The sequence below is a fragment of the Pseudomonas abyssi genome (assembly GCF_003444685.1).
Lineage (GTDB): Bacteria > Pseudomonadota > Gammaproteobacteria > Pseudomonadales > Pseudomonadaceae > Halopseudomonas > Halopseudomonas abyssi.
The window spans coordinates 129,133-154,985 of sequence record NZ_LMAZ01000001.1; the positions used below are offsets into that span (position 1 = coordinate 129,133).

Annotated in this window: 20 protein-coding genes; 11 read left to right on the top strand and 9 right to left on the bottom strand. The window is 63.1% G+C overall.

Features of this window, described 5'->3' with window-relative positions:
- The gene (gene ptsP, locus ASB58_RS00625) at window positions 1-2,268 is read left to right on the top strand and encodes a phosphoenolpyruvate--protein phosphotransferase (protein WP_118128987.1); all 2,268 of its coding nucleotides are present in this window, start codon (window positions 1-3) and stop codon (window positions 2,266-2,268) included.
- A gap of 21 nt (window positions 2,269-2,289) precedes the next feature.
- On the opposite strand, the gene ASB58_RS00630 is transcribed toward ptsP, so the two are convergent.
- Window positions 2,290-3,045, bottom strand: a complete 756-nt coding sequence (locus tag ASB58_RS00630) for an NRDE family protein (RefSeq protein ID WP_118128988.1) — start codon at window positions 3,043-3,045, stop codon at window positions 2,290-2,292.
- Between the two features lie 200 nt (window positions 3,046-3,245).
- On the opposite strand from ASB58_RS00630, the gene ASB58_RS00635 reads away from it, so the two are divergent.
- From ASB58_RS00635 to ASB58_RS00650, 4 genes are read left to right on the top strand one after another with little or no spacing between them, the layout of a single operon-like run.
- Complete coding sequence (locus ASB58_RS00635; protein ID WP_096003843.1) at window positions 3,246-4,028, top strand: sulfite exporter TauE/SafE family protein; 783 nt, start codon at window positions 3,246-3,248, stop codon at window positions 4,026-4,028.
- A 9-nt stretch (window positions 4,029-4,037) separates the two neighbouring features.
- Window positions 4,038-4,832, top strand: a complete 795-nt coding sequence (gene lgt / locus ASB58_RS00640; RefSeq protein ID WP_096003844.1) for a prolipoprotein diacylglyceryl transferase — start codon at window positions 4,038-4,040, stop codon at window positions 4,830-4,832.
- Window positions 4,829-5,623, top strand: coding sequence for a thymidylate synthase (locus ASB58_RS00645; protein WP_096003845.1), 795 nt, complete (start codon window positions 4,829-4,831; stop codon window positions 5,621-5,623). Before lgt ends, ASB58_RS00645 begins: the two co-directional genes overlap by 4 nt.
- Entirely contained in the window at window positions 5,620-6,129 is a 510-nt protein-coding gene (locus ASB58_RS00650; protein WP_118128989.1) for a dihydrofolate reductase, read from the top strand. Before ASB58_RS00645 ends, ASB58_RS00650 begins: the two co-directional genes overlap by 4 nt.
- Window positions 6,130-6,144: 15 nt before the next feature.
- Here the strand turns inward: ASB58_RS00650 and ASB58_RS00655 are convergent, their stop codons facing one another.
- The 7 genes from ASB58_RS00655 to ASB58_RS00685 all read right to left on the bottom strand — a co-directional run bounded on the left by ASB58_RS00655 (window position 6,145) and on the right by ASB58_RS00685 (window position 16,210).
- On the bottom strand, window positions 6,145-7,806 hold the full coding sequence (locus ASB58_RS00655) for a GGDEF/EAL domain-containing response regulator (protein WP_118128990.1): 1,662 nt from the start codon (window positions 7,804-7,806) through the stop codon (window positions 6,145-6,147).
- Window positions 7,807-8,037: 231 nt separating this feature from the next.
- On the bottom strand, window positions 8,038-9,876 hold the full coding sequence (gene ilvD, locus ASB58_RS00660) for a dihydroxy-acid dehydratase (protein WP_096003848.1): 1,839 nt from the start codon (window positions 9,874-9,876) through the stop codon (window positions 8,038-8,040).
- 150 nt (window positions 9,877-10,026) lie between these two features.
- Window positions 10,027-11,331 (bottom strand): OprD family porin, encoded by a 1,305-nt coding sequence (locus tag ASB58_RS00665; protein ID WP_118128991.1) that lies wholly within the window; start codon window positions 11,329-11,331, stop codon window positions 10,027-10,029.
- A gap of 273 nt (window positions 11,332-11,604) precedes the next feature.
- Window positions 11,605-12,888 (bottom strand): amino-acid N-acetyltransferase, encoded by a 1,284-nt coding sequence (gene argA / locus ASB58_RS00670; RefSeq protein WP_118128992.1) that lies wholly within the window; start codon window positions 12,886-12,888, stop codon window positions 11,605-11,607.
- A 60-nt stretch (window positions 12,889-12,948) separates the two neighbouring features.
- Window positions 12,949-14,097, bottom strand: a complete 1,149-nt coding sequence (gene argE / locus ASB58_RS00675) for an acetylornithine deacetylase (protein WP_096003851.1) — start codon at window positions 14,095-14,097, stop codon at window positions 12,949-12,951.
- 88 nt (window positions 14,098-14,185) lie between these two features.
- Window positions 14,186-15,445: an inorganic phosphate transporter gene (locus ASB58_RS00680; RefSeq protein ID WP_096003852.1), complete on the bottom strand. Its 1,260-nt coding sequence runs from the start codon at window positions 15,443-15,445 to the stop codon at window positions 14,186-14,188.
- A gap of 87 nt (window positions 15,446-15,532) precedes the next feature.
- Window positions 15,533-16,210: a TIGR00153 family protein gene (locus ASB58_RS00685; RefSeq protein WP_096003853.1), complete on the bottom strand. Its 678-nt coding sequence runs from the start codon at window positions 16,208-16,210 to the stop codon at window positions 15,533-15,535.
- 127 nt (window positions 16,211-16,337) lie between these two features.
- Between ASB58_RS00685 and ASB58_RS00690 the strand changes: the two genes are divergently transcribed.
- The 5 genes from ASB58_RS00690 to ASB58_RS00710 all read left to right on the top strand — a co-directional run bounded on the left by ASB58_RS00690 (window position 16,338) and on the right by ASB58_RS00710 (window position 23,911).
- The gene (locus tag ASB58_RS00690; protein WP_118128993.1) at window positions 16,338-17,741 is read left to right on the top strand and encodes a CYTH domain-containing protein; all 1,404 of its coding nucleotides are present in this window, start codon (window positions 16,338-16,340) and stop codon (window positions 17,739-17,741) included.
- A 32-nt stretch (window positions 17,742-17,773) separates the two neighbouring features.
- On the top strand, window positions 17,774-19,573 hold the full coding sequence (locus ASB58_RS00695; protein WP_118128994.1) for a type IV pilus assembly ATPase TfpB: 1,800 nt from the start codon (window positions 17,774-17,776) through the stop codon (window positions 19,571-19,573).
- Window positions 19,574-19,856: 283 nt separating this feature from the next.
- Window positions 19,857-22,151, top strand: a complete 2,295-nt coding sequence (locus ASB58_RS00700; RefSeq protein WP_096003856.1) for a catecholate siderophore receptor Fiu — start codon at window positions 19,857-19,859, stop codon at window positions 22,149-22,151.
- A 179-nt stretch (window positions 22,152-22,330) separates the two neighbouring features.
- Entirely contained in the window at window positions 22,331-23,011 is a 681-nt protein-coding gene (locus tag ASB58_RS00705) for a Fe2+-dependent dioxygenase (RefSeq protein WP_118128995.1), read from the top strand.
- A gap of 57 nt (window positions 23,012-23,068) precedes the next feature.
- Entirely contained in the window at window positions 23,069-23,911 is an 843-nt protein-coding gene (locus ASB58_RS00710) for a 23S rRNA (adenine(2030)-N(6))-methyltransferase RlmJ (RefSeq protein ID WP_118128996.1), read from the top strand.
- Between the two features lie 69 nt (window positions 23,912-23,980).
- On the opposite strand, the gene ASB58_RS00715 is transcribed toward ASB58_RS00710, so the two are convergent.
- Window positions 23,981-25,159 (bottom strand): saccharopine dehydrogenase family protein, encoded by a 1,179-nt coding sequence (locus ASB58_RS00715; RefSeq protein WP_118128997.1) that lies wholly within the window; start codon window positions 25,157-25,159, stop codon window positions 23,981-23,983.
- 244 nt (window positions 25,160-25,403) lie between these two features.
- Here ASB58_RS00715 and ASB58_RS00720 point away from each other — a divergent pair, with 244 nt between their 5' ends.
- Window positions 25,404-25,706, top strand: coding sequence for a hypothetical protein (locus ASB58_RS00720; protein WP_118128998.1), 303 nt, complete (start codon window positions 25,404-25,406; stop codon window positions 25,704-25,706).
- Window positions 25,707-25,853 lie beyond the last annotated feature (147 nt).

The following is a 25,853-nucleotide window of genomic DNA, read 5'->3' on the forward strand; positions in this document are numbered from 1 at the left end:
ATGCTCAACACGCTGCGTCGTATTGTCCAAGAGGTCAACTCTGCCAGAGATCTGGCAGCGGCTCTGGACATTATCGTGCAGCGTGTGCGCGAGGCCATGGGCACCGAGGTGTGCTCGGTTTACCTGCTTAACCCGGAGATCGGTCGCTACGTGCTGATGGCCACCGAGGGGTTGAACAAGGACGCCGTGCGCGCGGTGACCCTGGGTACCAGCGAGGGTCTGATCGGTTATGTCGGCGCCCGCGAAGAACCGGTCAACCTCGAGGATGCTGCCTCCCACCCCCGTTTTCGTTACTTTGCCGAGACCGGCGAAGAGCGCTTTGCTTCCTTTCTGGGTGTCCCCATCATCCACCACCGCCGGGTAATGGGCGTGCTGGTTGTGCAGCAGAAGGAGCGTCGCCAGTTTGACGAGGGCGAGGAAGCCTTCCTGGTGACCATGAGTGCGCAGCTGGCTGGTGTGATTGCCCATGCCGAGGCAACCGGCGCCATCGGCGGCCTCGGCTGGGGCGGCGAAGTGGTGCAGGATACCCGCTTCGACGGCGTTGCCGGGGCGCCGGGTATTGCCATGGGGCATGCGGTGGTGATTCTGCCTCCGGCGGACCTGAAATCGGTGCCGGACAAGCAGGTACAGGATGTCGACGCCGAAATTGCCCTGTTCCGTCGGGCGCTGGACGCGGTGCGTGCCGACATGCAGCAGCTGTCCAGCAAGCTGTCTTCCCAGCTCAGGCCTGAAGAACTGGCGCTGTTCGACGTCTACCTGATGATGCTGGACGATGCGGCGCTGGGCAATGAAGTGACCCGTATCATCCGGTCCGGCCAGTGGGCCCAGGGCGCACTGCGTGAGGTGGTGCTGGCCCACGTGACCCGCTTCGAGCTGATGGATGACCCCTACCTGCGCGAACGTGCGGCGGACGTCAAGGATCTGGGGCGGCGTATTCTTGCCTATCTGCAGGAGGTCGGTCGCCAGGAGCTGGTATTCCCCGATCAGACTATTCTGGTCAGCGAAGAGCTGTCGCCGGTGATGCTCGGGCAGGTGCCCAAGGAAAAACTGGTCGGCCTGGTGTCGGTGCTCGGCTCAGGTAGCTCTCACGTCGCCATTCTGGCACGGGCCATGGGTATTCCTACGGTGATGGGCGCGCTGGACCTGCCCTACACCCGGCTCGACGGCATGGAACTGATCGTCGACGGTAACCGCGGCGAGGGGTATTCCAACCCGTCCCCGGAGCTGCGTCGGCATTACCTGGAGCTGGTACGCGAGGAGCGTGAGCTGGTCCAGGGGCTGGAGAAACTGCGTGACGTGCCCTGTGTCACCCTCGACGGTTTCCGTATGCCGCTGATGGTCAACACCGGCCTGCAGGCCGATGTGGCGCGTTCACTTGATCGGGGCGCCGAGGGTGTCGGGCTGTACCGCACCGAAGTGCCCTTTATGATTCAGGATCGCTTCCCCAGCGAGAAGGAGCAGCAGGCGACCTACCGCGAGCAGCTCGAAGCCTTCCACCCGCTGCCGGTCACCATGCGCTCGCTGGATATCGGCGGTGATAAGGCGCTGACCTATTTCCCCATCGACGAAGAAAACCCGTTCCTCGGCTGGCGCGGCATTCGCGTGACGCTGGATCATCCGGAAATCTTCCTGGTGCAGACGCGGGCCATGCTCAAGGCCAGCCAGGGCCTGAATAACCTGCGCATCATGCTGCCCATGATCAGCAGCCTGTTTGAGGTGGAAGAGGCGCTGCACCTGATTCACCGTGCCTACAGTGAGGTGCTGGACGAAGGGGTCGACGTGCCGATGCCGCCAGTCGGTGTGATGATCGAGGTGCCTGCGGCGGTCTATCAGGCGCGCGAGCTGATCCAGATGGTGGATTTCCTGTCGGTGGGTACCAACGACCTGACGCAGTATCTGCTGGCGGTTGATCGCAACAATCCGCGCGTGGCCGATTTGTACCACTCGCTGCACCCGGCAGTACTGCAGGCGTTGATCAAGGTGGCAACGGCCTGTCGTGAAGCCGGCAAGCCGATGAGCGTGTGCGGCGAGATGGCGGGCGACCCGGCTGCGGCAGTGCTGCTGATGGCCATGGGCTGCGACGCCCTGTCGATGAACGCCACCAACCTGCCCAAGGTCAAGTGGCTGCTGCGTCAGATCAAGCTGACTGATGCCAAGGCGCTGCTCGACGAGGTGATCGAGCTGGATAACCCGCATCTGGTGCTCAGCACCCTGCACCTGGCGTTGCGCCGCATGGGGCTCGGCAAGGTGCTCAGCCAGCCGCGCTAGCACGGCTGACCTGCGAGCGCCTCAGGCCCACTCGCAGAGGCGCTCCCCCTCCGGCTGACCTAATGGCCCGAAGCGTTTTTCAATCAGGCTAATCCCGTTATCGTGACCGATTCGCAGCAGACTGCTGGCGCGGGTGCCGTATTCGCGGTTGCCGGTAATGAACGCCGGTGCCAGCATGCGCTCCCACTCCTGACTGATGCCGGTGGCGGGCAGTTGCTCATCCGGGTAGCTGCGGCTGTCGGCCAGCAGGCTCAGTAGGTGCTCACTGTCTGCGTCCACACTTGCAGAAAGCGCGTCGCGCAGGTAGCCGGTTTTTGGCCAGGGGCTGTCCAGGTCGGCGTTGGACAGTCCGTATATGCCGGGGCCTAGCTCGCGAGGCTGGCCGTCGAGACTGTTGAGAAACCAGAGTGCGTCGGCATCGCCGACCAGCAGGTTGAAACCGCTGTACTGTTCGCGCTGGGCGGCCAGCTGCTGCATAAAGGCTTCGGGTGTTTGTCGGCCTTGCAGGTAGTTTAGTGGCAACTGGCCCCGTGACAGCGGCGCCTTGGCCGCACCCGGCGCGCGAATATTGGTGACGGCGGCAAAGCGCCCGTCGCGGGTGACGCCCAGCCAGGTGCCGCCGGCTTCGAGGTCTCGGCCAGCTAGCAGGTCGGGTTGGTCGAGATCGTCCCACCAGTCCAGAGGGCGAGTGGGGCGGCGGTGGAATTCATCACGGTTGCCGATCAGGGTCAGGCGGTGGTGCTTGGACGTCTGCCAGGCAAAGGCAATCAAACACATACGGCTCTAGGCTCCTTTTTAATTGTCCTTGGAGTCTACCTGTTGTGGCGGCGGCAGTGCACGATGTCGGTGCGCCAGCGGGGGGATTTAAGTAGACTAGCGGCTTTGCGCGTCAGGGATGCGCTGATGCATTTCGCCAGCCCTCTGCGAGTGGCATTAGTCAGTGCTTCCTTAAGTCCGGCGGGCAGTCTGGGGGTATTGTGGAGTTTCTGATCTATCTGGTCCTCGGTGGATTTGCGGGCACCCTCGCCGGCTTGTTTGGCGTGGGCGGCGGCATGATTATCGTGCCTGTGCTGGTCTACAGCTTCTCGCTGCAGGGCATGAACGCCGAGGTGCTGACGCATATGGCGGTGGGCACCTCGCTGGCCACCATCGTGTTTACCTCTATCAATGCCATTCGCGCGCATCATAAGAAGGGCGCCGTGCGCTGGTATCTGTTCGCCTGGCTGACCGTGGGTATTGTGCTGGGCACCGTGCTGGGTGCCTTGACTGCCGCGCAGATCAGCGGACCGCTGTTGCAAAAGATCATTGGGGTGTTTGCCATCTGTGTTGCTATCCAGATGGCGTTCAAGTTGCAGCCTAAAGCCAGTCTGGGCGAACCGGGCAAGCCGACTCTTGGCGCGGCCGGTGGTGTCATCGGCTGGGCATCGGCGATTTTCGGCATTGGTGGTGGCTCGCTGACTGTGCCCTTTCTGGTCTGGCGCAGTGTGCCGATGCAGCAGGCGGTCGCCACCTCGTCGGCCTGTGGTCTGCCGATTGCGGTTGCCGGTGCGTTGTCATTTATTGTTACCGGCTGGCATGAAACCGCACTGCCGTCATGGAGTCTGGGCTATGTGTATTTGCCGGCGCTGGTCGGTATCGCTGCCACCAGTATGCTGTTTGCGGGCTTTGGCGCTCGCCTGGCACATCGGTTATCGCAGGATGTGCTCAAGCGCCTGTTTGCCCTGCTGCTGCTGTGTGTTGGAATCAACTTTCTTGTCTAGGAATAGAGCATGCTGACCTATCCGCAAATTGACCCGGTCGCAGTGGCCATTGGCCCGCTGCAGATCCACTGGTATGGCCTGATGTACCTGATCGGTATCGGCGGTGCCTGGTGGCTCGCCAAACGTCGGCTGGCCGACTTTGACCCTACCTGGAGCAAGGAAACGCTGTCTGACCTGGTGTTCTGGGTGGCCCTCGGGGTGATCGCCGGCGGGCGTCTGGGGTATGTGCTGTTTTATGATCTGGGCGCCTATATCAGCAACCCTGTGCTGATCCTGGAAATATGGAAAGGTGGCATGTCGTTTCACGGCGGCCTGCTCGGTGTGTTGCTGGCGCTGCTGTGGTTCTCCCGCAAGCACAACAAGCGCTTCTTCGAGCTGGTCGATTTTGTCGCGCCGCTGGTCCCCATCGGTCTGGGCGCCGGTCGCATCGGCAATTTCATCAATGCCGAGCTGTGGGGCAAGGCGACCGACCTGCCCTGGGCCATGGTCTTCCCGACTGATCCTGAGCAGCTGGCACGCCATCCGTCGCAGCTGTACCAGTTTGCGCTGGAAGGCGTCGCCCTATTCACGATTCTCTGGTTCTATTCACGCAAGCCGCGTCCGACCATGGCGGTCAGCGGCCTGTTTGCCATCTGTTATGGTTGCTTCCGGTTTGCCGTGGAATTTGTCCGCGTGCCGGACGAGCAACTGGGCTATCTGGCCTTCGATTGGCTGACCATGGGTCAGCTACTCTGTATTCCCATGATTGTATTTGGCGCCCTGTTGATGGGGCTGGCCTACCGGCGTGAGGGGCGCACCGCATGAAACAATATCTCGACCTGATGCGCCACGTGCGCGAGAACGGCACCTTTAAGAGTGATCGCACCGGCACCGGCACTTACAGTGTGTTTGGCCATCAGATGCGCTTTGATCTGGCCGAGGGTTTCCCGCTGGTGACCACCAAGAAGTGTCACCTCAAGTCCATCATCCACGAGCTGTTGTGGTTTTTGCAGGGCGATACCAACATCCGGTATCTGAAGGAAAACGGCGTCTCCATCTGGGACGAGTGGGCAGACGAGAATGGCGACCTGGGGCCGGTCTATGGCTATCAGTGGCGCAGTTGGCCGGCGCCCAATGGTGAGTCGATTGACCAGATCAGCAAGCTGATTGCGATGATCAAGAGCAACCCGGATTCCCGTCGCCTGATCGTCTCGGCCTGGAACCCGGCGCTGGTTGACCAGATGGCGCTGCCGCCCTGCCATGCGCTGTTCCAGTTCTATGTGGCAGACGGCAAGTTGAGCTGCCAGCTCTATCAACGCTCGGCTGATATCTTCCTCGGTGTGCCGTTCAACATCGCCAGTTACGCGCTGCTGACGCTGATGGTGGCGCAGGTCTGCGACCTGCAGCCGGGCGAGTTCATCTGGACGGGGGGCGATTGCCACCTGTACGCCAACCATATCGAACAGACCGACCTGCAGCTGACCCGCGAGCCGCTGCCGCTGCCGACCATGCAGCTTAACCCTGAGGTGCGCGATCTGTTTGCCTTCCGCTTCGAGGACTTCGAGTTGCAGGGCTACCAGGCGCACCCGCACATCAAGGCACCGGTGGCGGTATGAGCGAGATCAAGCTGTCGCTGATTGCAGCCATGGCGCGTAACCGCGTGATCGGCCGCGACAACGCCATGCCCTGGCATCTGCCGGAGGATCTGCGTTACTTCAAAGCCACCACGCTGGGCAAGCCCATCGTGATGGGCCGCAAGACCTTCGACTCTCTGGGGCGACCGTTGCCGGGGCGGACCAATATCGTGGTTTCGCGGCAGCCGGGTCTGGAGATCGATGGCGCGCAGGTGTTTAATTCCATTGCCGCTGCGCTGACCTTTGCTCGTCGGAAAGCCTTGTCTGATGGTGTTGCTGAGGTGATGGTGATTGGTGGCGAAAATCTCTATCGCCAAACCCTGGAACAGGCCGATCGCCTGTATCTGACGCGTATCGAGTCCGAGCCTGAGGGCGACGCCTGGTTTCCGCCGTTTGATGAGCAGGCCTGGGCGCTGGCGAGTGAGCGTGCGGTGGCGGCTGGCGATGGCTATCCAGCGCATGTCTATCAGGTGCTTGAGCGACGCTGAAACGCGCCCCGTGGCTCAGTGCAGCGCGTTCTGGCTGATCAGCTCGTCGAGTGTGCGCGGGTGGCCAATCCAGTAGCCTTGCAGCAGGTTGCCGCCCCAGCGTGACAGCTGGTCGGCGATACGCGCGTCTTCGACATAGTTGGCTGCCACCTGCTTGTCCATTTGCCGCGACAGGGTGATCAGGCTCTGCAGGTAGGCGCCGTGTTCCTCACCCTTGCTGCCGGTCAGCTCGCGGCTGTCCAGTTTGACCCCGGTGATCGGCAGGCGGCTCAGATAGCCCAGCGCGCCGTATTCCGAACCGAAGTGATCCAGCCAGATTTCCACGCCCAGCGCATGCAGTGCCTGACACAGCTTGCTGGCCTGATTGGCGTGCTTGAGCAGGGTGTCCTCACGCAGCTCAAGCTGAATCATCTGCGGTGGCACCTGACTGCGCTCCAGCAACTGGCGAAGCTGCTCGGCAAAGCGCGGCTGCTTCAATTCGCGGTCGCTCAGGTTGATCGACAGTCGGCACTGGATGCCGGCATCCAGCCATTGCTTGACGGCGTCCAGCGCCTGGGCGATGACCCAGTGCCCCATCGGCAGAATCAAGCCACTGTGCTCGGCCAGCTTGAGGAAGGCGTCCGGCGTCAGCAGGCCCAGTTGCGGGTGTTGCCAGCGCAGCAGGGCTTCCCAGGAGACCGTGTCACCGTTGCGGGTGTCGACAATCGGCTGGTAATGCAGGCGGAACTGACCCTCGAGCAGTCCGTGCCGCAGGCCCTGTTCGATGTCCAGGTTGTGCCGGGTAGCGGCATCTTTCTGCGGATTGAAGAAGGCATAGCCGTTGCGGCCGTTGGCCTTTGCGCGGTACAGCGCCTGGTCGGCGTGTTGCAGCAACTCGGCCGCAGTAGAGCCGTGGCTCGGGTAGGTGGCAATGCCGACACTGGCCGAGACCAGCAGATGATGGCCGCTGAGCGTCACGGGTTCACTCAGGGCGTGGATAATCTTGCTGGCGATCAGCGCAGCGTCGTTCGGGTCGTGCAGATCGTTCAGCAGGGCGACGAACTCGTCGCCGCCGATACGGGCAATCAGGTCGTCCTGGCGCATGGTGCGGCGCAGGCGGTTGGCGATCACGGCCAGCAGCAGGTCGCCCAGGCCGTGACCAAAGCTGTCATTGATCTGCTTGAAGTAGTCCAGGTCGATATACAGCAGGGCAAAGCCGGTCGGACTGCGCTGGCCGCGCAGGATCATGCGGTCCAGCTCGGCTTCCAGCAGAGCGCGGTTGCCCAGCCCGGTGAGCGGATCCTGACGGGCCATTTCCTGCAGTTTGCGGCCGCTGTCGCGGCGGCGCTCGGCATTGATCAGGGCGCGTTGCAGGCTCTCGCTGCTGAGCGTCTCGCGCGGCAGGATGTCGTCGGCACCCTCGGCAATCGCGCCCGCGTCGCGTTCGACGTTGTCATCGTCGCTGATCAGCAGGAACAGGGTATGTTCGGCGGTACGCCGGGCTTCGTTCAGCAGGCCCAGGTCGTTGGGCAGCAGGCAAGCGCTGTAGGGCTGTTGGCTCAGGCGCGAGACGGCCTCGCGCGGGCTGGTGCAGATCTCGACCTGCGCTTGCGGCGAAGAGGAACGGCAAAGCCCGAGCAGTTGCTCGCGCTTGGTGGGATTGCTTTCAACCAGCAGTATGGTGCGTGCGGGATCCATTAGGTGTGCTCTGTTGTGGGAGCTTGTTATCGTCCATGCACAAATTGTTGACGGCGGTATGTTAACGCCGTCACGGTTTTGTAGCACCTCTGCTGTTGAGTCAATGGCCGAAATCTCCGACCAGCGGTATGGCTAAATGCCTTCAGTGTCAATGCGTCGGCTGAAAAAATGTGCTACGCGATGAAAAGGCAGAAAGTTGGCGCAGGGGCGGGCGCCCCTGCGCCGGCAGGTTTACCCTTCGAGCATGGTCTTGTCGCGCACGCCGCCCTTGTCGGCGCTGGTTGCGAGCAGGGCGTAGGCCTTGAGCGCGGTGCTGACCTTGCGCGGGCGCGAGGCGGCGGGTTTCCAGCCCTTGGCGTCCTGAGCCGCCCGGCGAGCAGCCAGCTCTTCATCTGACACCAGCAGGTTGATGCTGCGGTTGGGGATGTCGATCAGGACCTTGTCGCCATCCTGCACCAGACCAATGGCGCCACCGGCCGCTGCTTCGGGGGAGGCATGGCCGATGGACAGACCGCTGGTGCCGCCGGAGAAGCGACCGTCGGTCAGCAGCGCGCAGTCCTTACCCAGGCCCTTGGATTTCAGGTAGCTGGTGGGGTAGAGCATTTCCTGCATGCCCGGGCCACCTTTCGGGCCTTCATAGCGGATGATCACGATGTCGCCCGCCTTGACCTCATCGTTGAGGATGCCTTTGACGGCGGTGTCCTGGCTTTCGAAGATCTTGGCGTTGCCCTCGAACACATGGATGGACTCGTCGACACCGGCGGTTTTCACCACGCAGCCGTCCAGCGCGATGTTGCCGTACAGCACGGCCAGACCGCCTTCTTTCGAGTAGGCGTGCTCGACGCTGCGGATACAGCCTTCGGCGCGGTCGTCGTCCAGGGTGTCCCAACGGGTGCTCTGGCTGAACGCGGTCTGGGTCGGGATGCCGGCCGGGCCGGCGCGGAAGAAGGTATGGACTGCTTCGTCGCTGGTCTGGGTGATGTCCCACTGGGCGATGGCATCGGCCATGCTGCGGCTGTGGACGGTGCTGACGTCGGTGTGCAGCAGGCCGCCGCGTGCCAGCGAGCCGAGGATGGAAAAGATACCGCCAGCGCGGTGCACGTCTTCCATGTGGTACTTCTGAATGTTGGGCGCCACCTTGCACAGCTGCGGCACTTTGCGCGACAGGCGGTCAATGTCACGCAGATCGAAGTCGATCTCCGCTTCCTGAGCGGCGGCCAGCAGGTGCAGGATGGTATTGGTCGAACCACCCATGGCGATGTCCAGCGTCATGGCGTTTTCAAACGCCTTGAAGTTGGCAATGTTGCGCGGCAGCACGCTGTCGTCACCTTCGGCGTAGTAGCGCTGGCACAGCTCGACAATGGTGCGACCGGCGCGCAGGAACAGCTGTTCACGGTCGCTATGGGTGGCCAGGGTCGAGCCGTTGCCGGGCAGCGACAGGCCGAGGGCTTCGGTCAGGCAGTTCATCGAGTTGGCGGTGAACATGCCGGAGCAGCTGCCGCAGGTCGGGCAGGCGCTGCGTTCGTATTCTTCTACTTTCTCGTCCGAGCAGCTGTCGTCAGCGGCCACCACCATCGCATCAACCAGGTCCAGGCCGTGGCTGGCCAGCTTGGTCTTGCCGGCTTCCATCGGGCCGCCGGAAACGAAGACCACCGGGATATTCAGACGCAGGGCTGCCATCAGCATGCCGGGGGTGATCTTGTCGCAGTTGGAGATGCAGACAATGGCGTCAGCGCAGTGCGCGTTGACCATGTACTCGACCGAGTCGGCGATGATCTCGCGGCTGGGCAGCGAGTACAGCATGCCGTCGTGACCCATGGCGATGCCGTCGTCGACTGCGATGGTGTTGAATTCCTTGGCAACGCCGCCGGCTTTCTCGATTTCGCGCGCGACCAGCTGACCCAGATCCTTCAGGTGCACGTGGCCGGGCACGAACTGGGTGAAGGAGTTGGCGATGGCAATGATCGGTTTCTTGAAGTCTTCGTCCTTCATGCCGGTGGCACGCCACAGGGCGCGTGCGCCGGCCATGTTGCGGCCGAAGGTGGAGGTTTTCGAGCGATAATCAGGCATGACGGAGATCTCGTGGTGTAGTGCAGACTGCCAAGCATACCAATTCGCTGCCCGGCATGCAGTAAGCGACGATCAGCTGGACCCGGTGCACTGCAGGCCAATGCGTGTTCGAGGGAGGCGAGGCTGGCTGGACGCCAGCCTCGGTTGGGCTCAGCGCAGCACGAAGCGGTAGCTGAGGATTGCGCGTACCTCGTCGATATCGCGCTGCCCGACCACGTTGCTGCGCAGGCTGGCGTGGCGCAAGGAGATACCGAGGTCTTTCAGGTAGCCGCTCTGCACCTTGTAGTCCACGCGCAGGTCGCGCTCCCACTCGCTGTCCGCGCCGGCAACGGCGCTGTCCACGTCGGTGCCGCGCAGGTAGGCGGCGGTGGTTTTCAGGCCGGGCAGGCCAACGCCGGCAAAGTCGTAACCATAGCGGGCCAGCCAGGTGCGCTCGCCGGCGCGCTGGAACTTGCCGATCTGCGAGTCGGTGATCAGGTAGGCGCTGGCACCGTCACCGTTGTTGATGAACGGGAAGTGGCTGGTGCCGCTCAGGTGCTGATAGCCCAGCCCCAGGCTATGGCCGCTCTGGCTGAAGGTGAACAGCGCGCTGGCTGCCTGGTTATCAACTTTGCCGTTGTTGTGGAAACCGCTGGCACCGTAGCCCGCACGCTGGTCATCGTTGGCCCCGTGGGCGTTGCTGTCGAAGTAGCGCAGGTCGGTTGTCAGCTTGCCGTCACCTAGCGCGAGATTGTGTACTGCGCCCAGGTAGTGCTGGCGGTAGTAATCCTTCAGCTCGGCGAAGTAGTAGGACGTAGTCAGGTTGTCGGTCAGCGCGTAGTCACCGCCGGCGTAGCGGAAGCGGTCAACGCGCTCAGTGCCACCGGCTATGCGCAGGTCGTCGTAGTCGCTGGAAATACGGCCGCTGGCCTCCCGGATTTCACCGAGGGTCAGCGTCAGGCCGTCGATATCGCTGGAGGTCAGCTGAGTGCCGCGGAAGGTCTGTGGCAGCAGGCGGCCGTCGTTGTAGGTCAGTACCGGCAGTTTGGGCTGCAGTACGCCGTAGCGCAGTTCGGTGTCGGCCACACGGGCCTTGGCGGCAAAGTCGATGCGGCTGAATTCGTTGACGGCGCTGCCATCGCTGTCCAGCGGGAACACGCTGCCCGGGTTGCGGCTACGGCCAGCCTTGGTGGTGCGGCCACCCGAGTCCAGACGGATACCCAGTTGCGCCAGGGCATCGAGGCCGACGCCGACAGGGCCGTCGGTGTAACCGGACTGGAAGTTGAGGACAAAGCCTTGGCCCCATTCTTCTGCGTAGGAGGGGGCGGCATCGCCGCTGCGGTTGTCCTGATTGATGTAGAAATTGCGCGTGTCGAGGGTGGCTTTGCTGTCCTCGACAAAGCCACTGGCGAGGGCTGGCTGGGCGAGGCCAAGAAGGCTGGCGGCCATGGCGCCGGCAATGGGTGTGTAACGCATGGTGTCTGCTCCGATGAACAAGAGTGGCAAGCGGTTCGCTGGGGCGGCTGGACGGGCGGCGGGGGATGCGCTGGCGTCGTGCGGCAACTGCTTCACAGGCGGTCGGCGCAGGCGTATGCCCTAGGGTGGCTGCCTGGATCAGCTCAGCCGCGCGCAGGGTGGGGCGCCCGCGTCAGCGGTGAGGCAGGCGCGAATGGTCGCCATCTCGGTGGAGATGGCGCCGGTAACATAATTGAAATATTTTTAAGCTAGAAGAAATAAAAAGTTATTTGCTTATAGCTTTTTCTCGAAAACCTTGGAGTTCCGCTGGAAGTTGTAGAGCGCTGCGCGCTTGGCCGGCAGCCGTTCTACGCTGCTGGGTTCAAAGCCGCGCTCGCGGAACCAGTGGGCGGTGCGGGTGGTGAGCACGAACAGGGTGTCGATCTTCAGGCTGCGTGCCTGGCTTTCGATGTGCTGCAGGAGCTGATCGCCGCGGCCACCCTGGCGGTAGGTCGGGTCGATCGCTACGCAGGCCAGTTCCGCCGAGCTGGAGCCTTCCAGTGGATACAGCGCAGCGCAGCCGATGATGCGACCGTCGCGCTCGATCAGGGTGAATTGGCTGATTTCGGTTTCCAGCACCTCGCGAGAACGGCGTACCAGGATGCCGGCTTCCTCCAGCGGCCGCAGTAATTCCAGCAGCCCGCCAACATCGTCGATGCTGGCACCGCGAATCTGCTCGAAGGCCTCCTGGCTGACCAGTGTGCCGCCGCCGTCACGGGTGAATAGCTCGGTCAGCAGGGCGCCGTCCTCGGCGAAGCTGACGATATGACTGCGCCGCAGCCCGGCATTGCAGGCCTTGCAGGCTGCCTGCAGCAGACAGCCGGCCTGGCTGGTGCCGAGTTTGGCCAGCAATGGTGCGGCGCGGGTCGGCTTCAGCTCGCGCAGCAGCTCACCCCGCTCGTCACGGATGCCGGTGTCCTCGCCAAACAGGATTAGCTTGTCCGCCCCCAGGGCTACGGCCACGCTGGTGGCGACATCCTCGGCTGCCAGATTGAAGGCCTCGCCGGTCGGCGAGTAGCCGAGGCTGGAGAGCAGGACGATGTCGTCTTCGTCCAGATGCCGGGTAATCGCCTTGCGGTCGATGCGGCGCACCTCGCCGGTGTGATGGAAGTCCACCCCGTCAACCACGCCGATGGGTTTGGCGGTGACCAGGTTGCCGCCGACCACGCGCAGGCGGCTGCCGGACTGCTGGGTGCAGAGCCGGGCCTCGATAGCGATGCGCAGACTGCCGACGGCGTCGATCACGCAACCCAGGGTATCCAGGTCAGTCACCCGCAGATCGTTGTGATAGCGTGACTGCACACCGCGTGCGGCCAGTCGCTCCTCGATCTGCGGTCGTGAGCCGTGCACCAGCACCAGACGCACGCCCAGGCTGCTGAGCAGCATGATGTCGTGGATGATATTGCTGAAGTTGGCGTGGATCATGGCCTCGCCCGGCAGCATCAGGACGAAGGTGCAGTCCCGGTGCTGGTTGATATAGGGCGTCGAGTGGCGGAACCAGTTGACGTAGTCGAGCATGCGCGGTGTTCCAGAAAAAAGAGCTATTTAACGGTGTTTGCAACGCTGGCGGCAAGCCGCTTACTGCAGACAGAATCGGCGGATCAGCCCTTGCAGCAGGTCGATTGTGGGTTGCAGACGGTCCATGGCCAGAAATTCGTCTGGCTGGTGTGCCTGGGCAATGTCGCCGGGGCCGAGGATCAGCGTCTGCGCCCCCAGCTGGTTGAGATAGGGGCCTTCGGTGGCAAAGGCCACGGCGTCGGCGCGGTAGCCGGTGAGGGCTTCGCAGGCCTGCACGATGGGCGCGTTTTCCGGGGTTTCGAAGGCCGGCACGCCCGGGAACAATGGACGATAGTCGATCTGCACCTGGTGCTCGGCGGCAATGGGCGCCAGGCGTTCGCGGATGGCCTCGCGCAGGGCGTCGCTGGCCATGCCGGGCAGCGGGCGAATATCAAACTCCAGCGCACATTTGGCGCAGATGCGGTTGGGGTTATCACCCCCGTGTATGCAGCCCAGATTCAGTGTGGGCGTTGGCACGCCGAACAGTGGGTTGTTCCAGCGCTTTTGCCAGTCGCTGCGCAGTTGCAGCAGATCACCGATCACGGCGTGCATCGCCTCCATGGCACTGTGCCCCAGGCTCGGGTCGGAGGAGTGTCCGGCCTGCCCGACGATGTCGATGCGCTCCATCAGAATGCCCTTGTGCAGGCGTATTGGCCGCATGCCGGTCGGTTCGCCGATGACCGCGTGGCGGGCCCCCAGCAAGTCCGCCTCGACCAGCGCCCGAGCGCCGCTCATGGAGCATTCCTCGTCGGCCGTCGCGAGGATGATCAGCGGCTGCTTGAAGGGCTGCTCGGCGTAGGCTTTTACCGCTTCGATAATCAGCGGGAAGAAGCCCTTCATGTCGCAGCTACCCAGGCCGTACCAGCGGTTGTCGGTCTCGGTCAGGGCAAAGGGGTCGTGCTGCCAGCGTTCCGGGTTGCAGGGCACGGTATCGGTGTGGCCGGCGAACACCAGCCCGCCCGGTCCGCTGCCCAGTGTGGCAATCAGGTTGGCCTTGCCGTCCTGGCCGGCGATGGGCTGGATGCGGCAACTGAATCCCAGCGTCTCGAACCAGCTGGCGAGCTGCTCGATGACGGCCAGATTGGACTGGTCGAGTGCTGGCTGGGTACAGCTGATGGAGGGTAGCTTGAGCAGCGCGTCGAATTGCGCCTTCAGCGTCGGCAGTGACATGGCAACTCCATGGACCGGAGCCTGCCCGCCGGAAGGCGGCGGGCAGGCAGTAAAGGTCTCTTGAGCTTACGCGCCAGGCGCGGCGCCGTCAGCCGAAAATGCTGGTAAGCGTGAAGAAGTAGATGATGGCCAGGAAGGCACCGGCCGGCAGGGTAACCACCCAGGAGGTAAAGATAGTGCCGACCACGCGCAGGTTCAGTGCACCGATACCGCGGGCCAGACCGACGCCCAGTACGGCGCCAACCAGGGTGTGGGTCGTGGAGATCGGCAGGCCGATGCTGGAGGCACCGACCACGGTGGTAGCCGTGGCCAGTTCGGCGGCAAAGCCGCGGCTGGGGGTCAGTTCGGTGATGTGCTTGCCGATGGTGGCGATGACCCGGTAGCCGTAGGTGGCCAGACCGACCACGATACCCACGGCACCGAGCAGCAGTACCCAGCCCGGGACCACCGACTTGGCGACGATGTCACCGCCCGAGTGCAGTACGCCGACAATGGCGGCCAGCGGGCCGACGGCGTTGGCTACATCGTTGGAACCGTGCGCGAAAGCCATGGCACAGGCGGTGAAGATCATCAGCACCGCGAAAACCTTTTCCACGCTGGCAAAATGAAAGCTGCGGTCCGCCTCCGGATCGGCCTTGATGCGGCTGAGCAGGCCGACGCCAAGGGTCGACACCGCGATACCCGCCAGCAGGGCAAGGCCCAGGCTTTCCCAGCCGTTGAGTTCCAGGCCGATGTGCTTGAGGCCCTTGGTCAGGGTCAGAATGGTGACCACAAAGCCGACGGCAAACATATAGAAGGGGACGTAGCGCTTGGCGTTGGCGAAGGGGTCATCGGTGTCGAGGATCAGCTTGTGTACGCTGATGAAGATCATGAAGGCGACGATACCGGACAGCAGCGGCGAGATGACCCAGCTGGCGGCAATCGGCACGACGCCATCCCAGTGCACGGCGTCCATCGACACGCCAACCGCGCCAAAGCCGATGACCGCGCCGATGATCGAGTGGGTGGTCGAGACCGGCCAGCCCTTGATGGAGGCGACCAGCAGCCAGGTGCCGGCGGCGAGCAGGGCGGCCAGCATGCCCAGGACCATCTGGTCCGGGCTGATGGCTTCGGCATCGACAATGCCGCTGCGGATGGTCTGGGTAACCGAGCCGCCGGCCAGATAGGCGCCCAGGAACTCGAATACCATGGCGACGACGATCGCCTGTTTGATGGTCAGCGCGCGCGAGCCTACCGAGGTGCCCATGGCGTTGGCAACGTCGTTGGCGCCGACGCCCCAGGCCATGAAAAAGCCAAACAGGCAGGCAAGAATCAGCAGTATGGTGCCGTATTCCGCAATCAGGGTCATATGTCACATTCTCTATACGGGTGCATGGGCCGCCGGCGTTTCTGGGTGTGCGCCGGCATGCGTGCTGATGGCCGGGTATTCGCTGTCCTAGCGAGCCATCAGCAGTTCCAAGCGGTTGCCCACGCGTTGTGCGCGGTCGGCAACATCGCCAATCCATTCGATGATCTGGTACAGGAACATCACGTCCACTGGCGGCAGACCCTTCTCCAGCAGATACAGCTCCGAGCGCAGGCTGATCTGCATGTTGTCGGTGTCGTGCTCGATGCGATCGAGCTCTTCGATCAGGCGCTCGACCAGGGTGACTTCGCGGCCGGCAAAGCCGGTCTCCAGCAGCTCGTCCAGCTCGTTCATCGCCGTCAGCGCCTGGGCTGCAGCGTCAATGGAGCGGGCAACGAACGCCTTGAAAGCGGGGAACAGCGGCTCGGGAATGACCATGCGCCGACCCAGCATCAGGCCGGCGATATCCTTGGCGCGGTTGGCGACTTTGTCCTGTACACTGAGCAGCTCCAGCAGGTCTGAGCGCGGCACAGGCAGGAACAGACTCTTGGGCAGATGCACACGCACGTCTTTCTTGAGTTTGTCGGCATCGCGCTCAAGCTGGGCAATCTGCTGCTGCAGTCGTGCGGCTTCGGCCCAGTCCTCGGCCTGCAGCGCTTCGATAAAGGGCAGCAACTGCGCTGCGCACTCGTGGGCCTTGGCGATGTGCTGCTGCATGGGGCCAATCGGCGAACGACCGAACAGGGTGAGGAACGGATTGTTTGGCATGACGCCTCCCGCTGGAATTGAGGCCGCAGAGTATAGGTGCTGAGCTTGCAGCCGTCATCAGATTGAAACGAAATGAACATTTTTGCGCGCTGGCTTTCACCGCCAGCGAGCCGTTAGAGAATCGCACATGGTCAAGGAAACCGAAATCAAGCTGCGTGCCAGCGCCGACACGCTTGCAGCGCTGCAGCAACACCCGCTGCTGAATGAACGCCGCGCCAGCGACTGGCAGCGCAGTACCCTTTACAACCAGTACTTCGACACCGCTGCGCGGGACCTGAGCGCCGCTCGGGTGGCTTTGCGCCTGCGCCGCGACGGCGATACCCACATCCAGACGCTGAAAAGCCGAGGCCAGAGCGTGGCCGGGCTGTCCGAGCGCAACGAGTGGGATTGGTATCTGAAGACCGACGCCCTGGATCTGGCGCTGCTGGATGACAGCTGCTGGCCGGCCAGTCTGGCGGAGCTGGACAAGCAGCAACTGCAACCGCTGTTTACCACGGACTTTGAGCGCACCCGTGCACTGCTGCGCTGGGAGCGCGACGGCGAGCTGGTCGAGGTGGAAGCGGCGCTGGACAGTGGCGAGGTTCGTACCGACGGCGCTGCCGAGCCGATCAGCGAACTGGAACTGGAAGTCAGGCAGGGGCCAGCGGTTGCCCTGCTGGAGCTGGCCCTGGAGCTGGCTCGCGAACTGCCGCTCATGCCCTGCGACATTTCCAAGGCTGAGCGCGGTTACCGCCTGTTTGATGCCGGCAGTTTCAGCCTGCGACTGGAACAACCCCGCTGGCAGGCCGACACGCCTGTTGATCAGGTGATTGCCGAGCTGGTTGGCCAGCTGCTGGGTCGGGTGCAGCGTCTGGCCGAGCAGTATCGTTATGCGCGCCAATGGAAGCTGTTCCGCGAGTTGACGACCGCCATGGCCCAGCTGCGGGCCTGCTTCGGCGTATTTGACCTGGCGTTGCCGCGCTCGGCAGCCAGCCCCTTCGTGGCACCGCTGGATGCGCTGCTGGCGGCCTTTCAGCCGCTGGTGCTGGCTGGCTGGGCGGATGACGCCGATGGTGAGGCGGCGCGCCGCGAGGCTGAATCGGTGTTCGACCAACAGCTGGGCGGAACGGCCTGGGGGGCGCTGTTTGTCGAGCTGGCGCTGTGGTTGCTGGAGCAGCGCTGGACGCTGAATCGGCCGCCGCGCGGTGGCAAGATTGCTGCCCTGCCGCTTGAGCGCTGGCTGCTGGCGGCCTGCGGCAAGGAGATTCAGGAGCTGCGGGTGCCGCACAACAACGATCCGGAGCATGCCGTCAGTGAATGGCTGGATCAGTTGCCGCGCCTTGGGCGCCTGCAGCTGTTGCTGGGGCATTTTCGGGCCTTTTTGCAGGTGCCCGAGCCTGACCGCCTGTTTGGTGAACTGAACAAGTTGCAGGCACTGCTGGAGCAGTACCCGCAGGTCGCCGAGGAGCAGCGCGAGCTGCTGCTGGATGCGCTGCGCAAGCAGGGTGTGCGCGTGCGCCGGCTGAACGGCTGGCGCGCCCTCAACGGCTGAGCTGAGTCCTATCTGAGTAAAGGGAGAGACCGATGAAGACACTGGCCGACCTGGCGATCCCGGGCAGTGATCGACCACTGGACCTGGGCGATTTTTTGAACACACTGGTTGCCCAAGGGCGGCTGAGCCAGGACAGCGCTGATCACCTGGTCAGCCTGCGCCGCGCCGCCGTGGGCGACACTGCCAAGCTGCACCCGCTGCAGTTCATTGCCGCGCAGGATGTCGAGGATCAGGCTCGGCCGGGCAAGAAGCTGGATCTCGATACCCTCAGCCGCTGGCTCGCGAGCGAGAGCGGCCAGCCGTTTTTCCGTATCGACCCGCTGAAGATCAATGTCACGGCGCTGACGCCGTTGATGTCCTTCGCCTTTGCCCAGCGCCACCGGATTCTGGCGGTCGAGGTCAATGATCGCGAGGTGACCATCGCCAGCGCCCAGCCTTTTGTACATGGCTGGGAAGCCAATCTGCAGCATGTGCTCAAACGCGATATCCGCCGCGTGGTTGCCAATCCGGAAGACCTGCAACGCTATTCGGTAGAGTTCTACCGTCTGGCCCGCTCGGTGACCGGTGCCAACGCCACCGATCAGAAAAGCAGTGGTGTCGGCAACTTCGAGCAGTTGCTCAACCTGGGCAGCATGAGTCAGGAGCCGGACGCCAACGATGCCCACGTGGTCAACATTGTCGACTGGTTGTTCCAGTACGCCTTTGAGCAGCGCGCCAGTGATATCCATATCGAGCCGCGCCGCGAAACCGGCAGCGTGCGCCTGCGCATCGATGGTGTGCTGCACACGGTGTATCAGTTCCCGTTGCAGGTCACCGTGGCGGTGGTCAGCCGGCTGAAAAGCCTGGGCCGGATGAACGTGGCTGAAAAGCGCAAGCCGCAGGATGGCCGCATCAAGACCCGTACGCCCAAGGGCAACGAGGTGGAGCTACGTCTGTCGACGCTGCCCACGGCCTTTGGCGAGAAGATGGTGATGCGGATCTTCGACCCGGACGTGCTGCTGCGCACCTTTGATCAGCTGGGTTTTTCCGGCGAGGATCAGCGCCGTTGGCAGCAGATGGTCAGCCAGCCCAATGGTATCGTGCTGGTGACCGGGCCAACCGGTTCCGGCAAGACCACCACGCTGTACACCACGCTGAAGCAACTGGCCACGCCCGAGGTGAATGTCTGCACCATTGAAGATCCGATCGAGATGGTCGAGGACAGCTTCAACCAGATGCAGGTGCAGCATAATATCGAGCTCAACTTTGCCAGTGGTGTCCGCGCGCTGATGCGGCAGGACCCGGACATCATCATGGTGGGCGAGATCCGTGACCTGGAAACCGCCGAGATGGCGATTCAGGCGGCGCTGACCGGCCACCTGGTGCTCTCAACCCTGCACACCAATGATGCGCCCAGCGCCATCAGTCGTCTGATCGAGCTGGGCGTGCCGCCCTACCTGATCAAGGCCACGGTGCTCGGTGTCATGGCACAGCGTCTGGTGCGTACGCTGTGCCCGCATTGCCGCGCCCCGGCGCCGGTCGATGAGGAGGCCTGGGCCGCGCTGACCAAACCCTGGAATGCGCCGCTGCCAACACAATCGCGGCACGCCGAAGGCTGTCTGGAATGCCGTGAGACCGGCTACCGGGGCCGCGCCGGTGTCTACGAGCTGATGCCGCTGAGCGATGGCATCAAAGCGCTGATTCACGGTGACACCGACCTGGGCCAGTTGCGCCGTCAGGCCTACAAGGAAGGTATGCACAGCCTGCGCCTGTCAGGGGCGCAGAAAGTGGGCGCCGGGCTCACCACCATCGAAGAGGTGTTGCGGGTGACGCCGCAGAGCCAGCAGACCTGATCCGCTTCACCACCTGCCTTTCTGGCGCGGTTGAGTAGGCCGCGCGTCGTCGCCCCCGCATGAAGTCCTGGCGGGGGCGAGGGCAGCTAATTCCTCTTGCTAACGCTGGCTGCAGGGCTCGACCGCTCTAGGCCGGGCTCTGCGTGATCCGCGGGGCTCCAAGGCGAAACATTTGTTCACAAATCGCTTGATGGTGAGAATCTATCTCATTACTATCCGCATCTGATTATAAATCAGGAGCATGTTGACTCCTGAACATGCTAGAGGAAAGGGTAGCTAAGCCATGCAAAAATCGACGTCGCCGTTCATTCGTGCCAGAAAGCATCGTTTGCAGCAACCGGTCGCCACTGCGGTCTCTTCACTGTTGCTGTTGTCCGGTACTGCCATCGCGCAGGAAGCCACTGATGTAGTGGAGCTGGACGCCATCCAGATTGAGGGCGAAGCCTCCTCCTACCGGGCCGACTCGGTCAGCTCCGCCAAATTTACCCAGCCGCTGCTGGATACCCCGCAGACCATTCAGGTCATCACCAATCAGGTCTTTACCGAGCAGGGCGCCACTACCCTGACTGAAGCCCTGCGTAATAGTGCCGGGGTGGGCACCTTTTACGCCGGTGAGAATGGCAACACGACCACCGGTGACTCCATCTACATGCGCGGCTTTGATACCTCCGGCAGCATCTTTGTCGACGGTGTGCGGGATATCGGGTCGATCTCGCGTGATCTGTTCAACATTGAGCAGGTGGAAGTCGAGAAGGGGCCGGCCGGCACCGACAGCGGTCGCAGTTCGCCTTCCGGCTCCATCAACCTGAGCACCAAGCAGGCCAATCTGCGCGACAGCAACCTGGTCAGCACCACCGTCGGAACTGACGGTCAGAAACGCGCAACGGCGGATCTCAACCAGACCCTGGATGGCCTGCCGGGAAGCGCCGTGCGCCTCAATCTGTTGTGGCAGGACAGCGATGTCGCAGGGCGTGACCACGTCAACAACAGCCGCAACGGCGTCGCTGCCTCCTTCGGCTTTGGTCTGGACACCGCTACCCGCGCCTATCTCAATCTGTTGTACGTCAAGCAGGACAATATTCCAGACGGCTATGTGCCGACCGTGGGCATTGATCACTGGAGCCCCCAGCCCGGACTGGAAAACCTGGTGGGTAACCCGGTCGACAGCGAGAATTTTTACGGCACCAAGCAGGACCACGACGATGTGACCGCCAAGATGGCGACCTTCCGCCTGGAGCACGACTTTTCCGAGCGGGTGCGGCTGACCAACGTGGTGCGTTGGGGCGAGACCAAGCAGGACTACCTGCTGACCGCCTTTATGAGCACCGGTACCAACATCACCTACACCGACATCAACGACCTCTCCACCTACGCACTGGCGCGCAGCCTGCCGACCTTCAAGGATATCGAGAACACCATCCTCACCGATCAGCTGAACCTGCGGGTTGATTTCGAGACGGGCACTATCGAGCACAATCTGCTGACCGGCGTCGAGCTGACCCGCGAAGAGCAGACCAGCTATGGTGTGAGTTCTGCCGGCAGCCGCCCGGATGCCAACCTGTTCAACCCGAACTGGAATGACACCGGGGACCTGACCTACGGGCGCAACGGTGCCAACAGTGAAGGCTCGACCGACACCTACTCGTTGTATGTGTTCGATACTCTGAAGTTTGGCGAGCAGTTCCTGATCTCCGGCGGCGTGCGTGCCGATCACTATTCAACCGAGTACAGCAACGATGCCATCTGTGGTGGCACCGGGCGTCGCGCCGTGCCCTGCGGCACGCTGCCGACCGGCAGTATCGTCAATACGATCGACACCGATGACAGCGACACCCTGATCAACTGGAAGTTGGGCGCGGTCTACAAGCCGGTGCCGCAGACCAGTCTGTACATCAACTACGCGCTGTCCCAGCAGCCACCGGGCGGTCTCAACTTCCAGCTGAGCGACTCTGCCACCAGCGCCAATAACCCGAGCATGGATCCGCAGGAAGCGCGCACCTACGAGGTTGGCGTCAAGTGGGATGCGGTTCCGGACGCGCTGACGTTGAATGCCGCGGTGTTCCGCACCGACGTGCTCAATGAGGTGAGCGAGGATGACCTGGGCAACCCGACACAGGATGGTGAGAAGCGCGTGCAGGGCGTTGAGTTGTGGATGAATGGCAACATTACCCCCAACTGGGCCGTGTCGGCGGGCTACACGTATCTGGACACCGAAGTGACTGAAGGTGATGCGATCACCGCCAGCGGCTCCAGCGACCTGACCTACACGCCGGACAGCGCCTTTACCAGCTGGACCACCTATCGCTTCCCGTCTGGGCTGACGGTGGGCGGCGGTGCGCGCTACACCGCGGGCCTCACCCGTGGCCGCGACGGCGCCGTGGGCACGCCCGATCACACCGACTCCTACACTGTGTTCGACGCGGTAGTGTCCTATCCGGTATCGGATAACCTGGCGCTGCGTCTGAATGCCTATAACCTGGCGGACGAGGAGTACGTGGCGGCGATCAACAAGAGCGGCTATCGCTACACGCCCGGCGCGGCGCGGACCTATCTGCTCAGCGCCGACATGAGCTTCTGATCCGCGCGCCGGGCCCTGTCCCGGCGCTCGGTCGCAGCCATTGCCGTGGTGTTTTACCGGTGGCACCCGCACTCTGCGGGTGCTGCTGTTTTCAGTCGTCGGCCCGGACTGATTGCCCGTGCCGTTGCTCGCAGGGGCAGCGCCGGCGGTGACCGTGGCCCTCAGCAGGTGAACGCATTATGTTGGTACATATTCCAGAGGTTCTCAGCAAGGCCGAGGTGGCTGAGGTGCGCAAGCGCCTGGCGGCGGCCGACTGGGTGGACGGTCGCGCGACGGTCGGGCAGCAGGGCGCGGTGGTCAAGCGCAATCGCCAGTTGCCGGTAGACTCGCCGGTGGCGCGCGAACTGGGTGAGATCATCCTGACGCGCCTGTACGCCCATCCACTGTTCATGGCCGCCGCCTTGCCGCTGCGCTCGGTACCGCCGCTGTTCAGCGTTTACAGCGGGGGCGAGCACTACGGGTTTCATGTCGATGGCGCGGTACGACAATTGCCGTTTAATCAGCTCAGCCTGCGTACCGATGTCTCGTCCACCTTGTTCCTGTCTGAGCCGGAGGAATACGACGGCGGCGAGCTGGAGGTGCAGGACACCTACGGTTGCCACGAAGTCAAACTGCCGGCAGGGGACTTGATTCTCTATCCGTCGAGCAGTCTGCATCAGGTTACACCGGTCACCCGAGGTGAGCGGGTGTGCAGTGTGTTCTGGAGCCAGAGCATGGTGCGCTCCGATGCTCAGCGCTCGCAGCTCTACGACCTGGATGCGACCATTCAGCAGCTGCGCGGCAAACTGGGTGACTGCCCAGAGGTGCTGACCCTGACCGGGCACTACCATAATCTGCTGCGACAATGGGCCGAGGTATAAGGCCGGCGGCCTGTTAGAATGCGCGGCTTACGCTGAGTGATCGCGCGGAGCCGCCCTATGAACTACCGTCACAGTTATCACGCCGGCAATCACGCCGACGTGTTCAAACACGCGCTGTTGCGCCAGTTGCTGGTGCTGATGCAGCGCAAACAGACGCCGCTGTGCTGTCTGGACAGCCACGCCGGTACCGCCTTTTATGATCTGCAGGGCGAGGCCGCCGGCAAGACCGGTGAATACGTTGAGGGTATTGGCCGGCTCTGGGCCCGCGATGACCTGCCGCTGTGGCTGGCTGATTACCGGGATGCGGTAGCGCGGCACAATCCGGACGGACAGCTGCGCTGGTATCCGGGCTCGCCACAGATCATGGCTGAGTTGCTGCGCGAGCAGGACCGTATGATCCTCAGCGAACTGCACCCCGAGGACGCCGATACCCTGCGCCAGTATTTTGCGCCGCAGCCGGAGATCGCGGTGCATCAGCGCGATGGCTACGAGCTGCCCAAGGCATTCCTGCCGGTTGCGGAAAAACGCGCGCTCTGGCTGCTGGACCCCCCCTTTGAAAAGACCGACGACCTGCAGCGCTGCGTGGCTGCAGTCGAGCAGGCAGTCGCGCGCATGCGTCAGACGGTGATTGCGATCTGGTACCCGATCAAGGATCAGCGGCTGCTCAAGGACTTCTACCAAGGCATCGCCGATAGCGGCGCGCCCAAGGCGCTGCGAGTCGAGCTGAACGTGCGTCCGGCTGATAATCAATTGGGGCTGAACGGCTCAGGCATGATGCTGATCAACCCGCCGTGGCCGATCTGGGAAGAGCTGGAGCAGATATTGCCGTGGCTGAGCCGGGAGCTGGCGCAGTCCGCTGGTGGGAGTTGGCGGATGGATTGGCTGGCTGGCGCGCCCTGAGGTCAGGGCGCACCGCCGCCGGATTGTCGAGGGGCACGACATGCCGTGCCCGCCACGATTGCCGCGCGATCAACCCTCCAGCTGGAAGGTCAGCCCGGCGTGTTCCTGCAGACGCTTGATCAGCTTGTCGCCCATGGCCGGTGCGGTCGTCCAGATGCCGCCCTGGGTATCGGTGGCATCGCGTACCAGGCAGATGGCGCTTTCGGCAATCATGCGCGAGGTCGAGCCGTAACCCGGATCGCGTTTGCCCGCCACGCTGGCCATCAGCGTCTTGCCGTCGGCGCCTTCACCAATGAACAGTACATCGTAGAAGCCGTTTTCACGCTCCTCCTTGGTCGGGCCTTCACCCGGCTTGGGCGCGTCGTCGCCGGCCAGTGACTTGTCGCCTGTGACTGCCTTGGCGATGGCTTCGCCCTGTTCGCCCGGGCCGGTCAAAATCATCTCGTCGTAGACAAAATCGCTGCCGTAAGCATGCCCCAGCAGCGCGTTGGAGCGGTGCACGTTGCGGGTGTTGATGGCCGCCATGACGAAGGGCGCCGCCCAGCTGCCCAGTGACTCGTCAAACTCCGGCTTGGCCGCCGGCGGCTGGGCCGGGCCAGTGAAGCCTGGCGTGAGCGCAAAGGGGTTGCCGAGCAACTGGTAGATTTCCGGGTTGGCCTTGGCCGCCGCCAGTGTGGCCTTCAGGCTGGCGGCAGTGCCGCCGGAAAAGGTGCCCTTCATCTTGCGCACGCGGCCCTTGACGCGGGGGAGCGCCGCGCCAAATTTCTCCTGCGCGGCCTGCTGCAGGAAGTAGACCCCCAGATCGAATGGAATGGAGTCAAAACCGCAGGAGAAGACGATACGCGCGCCGCTTTGCTTGGCGGTCTCGCCATGGGCATCGATCATCTGACGCATCCACGCCGGCTCGCCGCAAAGGTCGACGTAATCGGTACCGGTTTCTGCGCAGATGCGCACCAGGTCAGAACCGTACAACTGGTAGGGGCCAACGGTGGTCAGTACCACGCGGGTACGCTCGGCCATGGCGCGCAGGCTGTCTGCGTCGCCGGTGTCGGCAACCACCAGCGGTGTGCCGGCAGGGGCGCCGATTTCATCGCGAACGGCTTCCAGCTTGCTCTGGCTGCGGCCCGCCATGGCCCAGCGCAGGTCGCTGTCGTTGGCATACTCCTGGCTCAGGTATTCTGCAACCAGACGGCCGGTATAGCCGGTGGCGCCGTAGACGATGATGTCAAACTCTGGCGTACTGCTCATGCGGGGTGTCCTCCTGGTGGGCGGGGAGTGGCGGCTGAACTTTGTGTCATGCGAGCCAGTCCCAGCCAGTGTGGGTGCCTGATATTCAAGCTAGTCTGGCACAGATTGCGGGGCAGGGTTGAGCGCTCGCGCCGGTTTCTCCGGGGCGAATGGCGGCCAATAATCCGCAGCGATGACGGGCGGCACCTATAGTGGACTGATGGCCGTTGACCGGCCTACAAACAACGAATGCAAGGAGATCGACATGGCTGCAGAGAAGACACCGCAGAGCGCCACGAACAAGCAGAGTGAGCTGGCCGCCAGCAAGGTGGCGGTCGGTGAGGCCTATGAGAAGCTGCTGGAGGCGCGCGACCACTTTGCCTCCGCGGCTCAGGCCGCTGGGCTGGAAGTGCGACACGACGCCCTTGAACATCTGCTCAAGGGGCGCGAGAAGGCCGAAGAACTGGGCGCTCAGGCCAACACCTACATTCGCGAGAAACCACTGGCAACCATCAGCCTGGCCTTTGCGGCGGGCTTTGTGCTGTCGCAGTTGCTCTCGCGCAAATGATTGAGCCGACGCGCGATCAGCCGGAAGCGGAGCCTCAGGGCGCCGCCTCCGGCGAACAGCAATCCGAACAGCAATCCGAACAGCAATCCGAACAGCAATCCGAACAGCAATCCGAACAGCAAGCTGATCAGGAGGCTGTCAGCGAGG

What these genes read in the sequence shown, in the direction of transcription:
- ptsP (WP_118128987.1), top strand. Translation starts at nt 1, where the DNA reads ATGCTCAACACGCTGCGTCGTATTGTCCAAGAGGTCAACTCTGCCAGA.
- ASB58_RS00630 (WP_118128988.1), bottom strand. Translation starts at nt 3,045, where the DNA reads ATGTGTTTGATTGCCTTTGCCTGGCAGACGTCCAAGCACCACCGCCTG.
- lgt (WP_096003844.1), top strand. Translation starts at nt 4,038, where the DNA reads ATGCTGACCTATCCGCAAATTGACCCGGTCGCAGTGGCCATTGGCCCG.
- ASB58_RS00645 (WP_096003845.1), top strand. Translation starts at nt 4,829, where the DNA reads ATGAAACAATATCTCGACCTGATGCGCCACGTGCGCGAGAACGGCACC.
- ASB58_RS00650 (WP_118128989.1), top strand. Translation starts at nt 5,620, where the DNA reads ATGAGCGAGATCAAGCTGTCGCTGATTGCAGCCATGGCGCGTAACCGC.
- ASB58_RS00655 (WP_118128990.1), bottom strand. Translation starts at nt 7,806, where the DNA reads ATGGATCCCGCACGCACCATACTGCTGGTTGAAAGCAATCCCACCAAG.
- ilvD (WP_096003848.1), bottom strand. Translation starts at nt 9,876, where the DNA reads ATGCCTGATTATCGCTCGAAAACCTCCACCTTCGGCCGCAACATGGCC.
- ASB58_RS00665 (WP_118128991.1), bottom strand. Translation starts at nt 11,331, where the DNA reads ATGCGTTACACACCCATTGCCGGCGCCATGGCCGCCAGCCTTCTTGGC.
- argA (WP_118128992.1), bottom strand. Translation starts at nt 12,888, where the DNA reads ATGCTCGACTACGTCAACTGGTTCCGCCACTCGACGCCCTATATCAAC.
- argE (WP_096003851.1), bottom strand. Translation starts at nt 14,097, where the DNA reads ATGTCACTGCCGACGCTGAAGGCGCAATTCGACGCGCTGCTCAAGCTA.
- ASB58_RS00680 (WP_096003852.1), bottom strand. Translation starts at nt 15,445, where the DNA reads ATGACCCTGATTGCGGAATACGGCACCATACTGCTGATTCTTGCCTGC.
- ASB58_RS00685 (WP_096003853.1), bottom strand. Translation starts at nt 16,210, where the DNA reads ATGCCAAACAATCCGTTCCTCACCCTGTTCGGTCGTTCGCCGATTGGC.
- ASB58_RS00690 (WP_118128993.1), top strand. Translation starts at nt 16,338, where the DNA reads ATGGTCAAGGAAACCGAAATCAAGCTGCGTGCCAGCGCCGACACGCTT.
- ASB58_RS00695 (WP_118128994.1), top strand. Translation starts at nt 17,774, where the DNA reads ATGAAGACACTGGCCGACCTGGCGATCCCGGGCAGTGATCGACCACTG.
- ASB58_RS00700 (WP_096003856.1), top strand. Translation starts at nt 19,857, where the DNA reads ATGCAAAAATCGACGTCGCCGTTCATTCGTGCCAGAAAGCATCGTTTG.
- ASB58_RS00705 (WP_118128995.1), top strand. Translation starts at nt 22,331, where the DNA reads ATGTTGGTACATATTCCAGAGGTTCTCAGCAAGGCCGAGGTGGCTGAG.
- ASB58_RS00710 (WP_118128996.1), top strand. Translation starts at nt 23,069, where the DNA reads ATGAACTACCGTCACAGTTATCACGCCGGCAATCACGCCGACGTGTTC.
- ASB58_RS00715 (WP_118128997.1), bottom strand. Translation starts at nt 25,159, where the DNA reads ATGAGCAGTACGCCAGAGTTTGACATCATCGTCTACGGCGCCACCGGC.
- ASB58_RS00720 (WP_118128998.1), top strand. Translation starts at nt 25,404, where the DNA reads ATGGCTGCAGAGAAGACACCGCAGAGCGCCACGAACAAGCAGAGTGAG.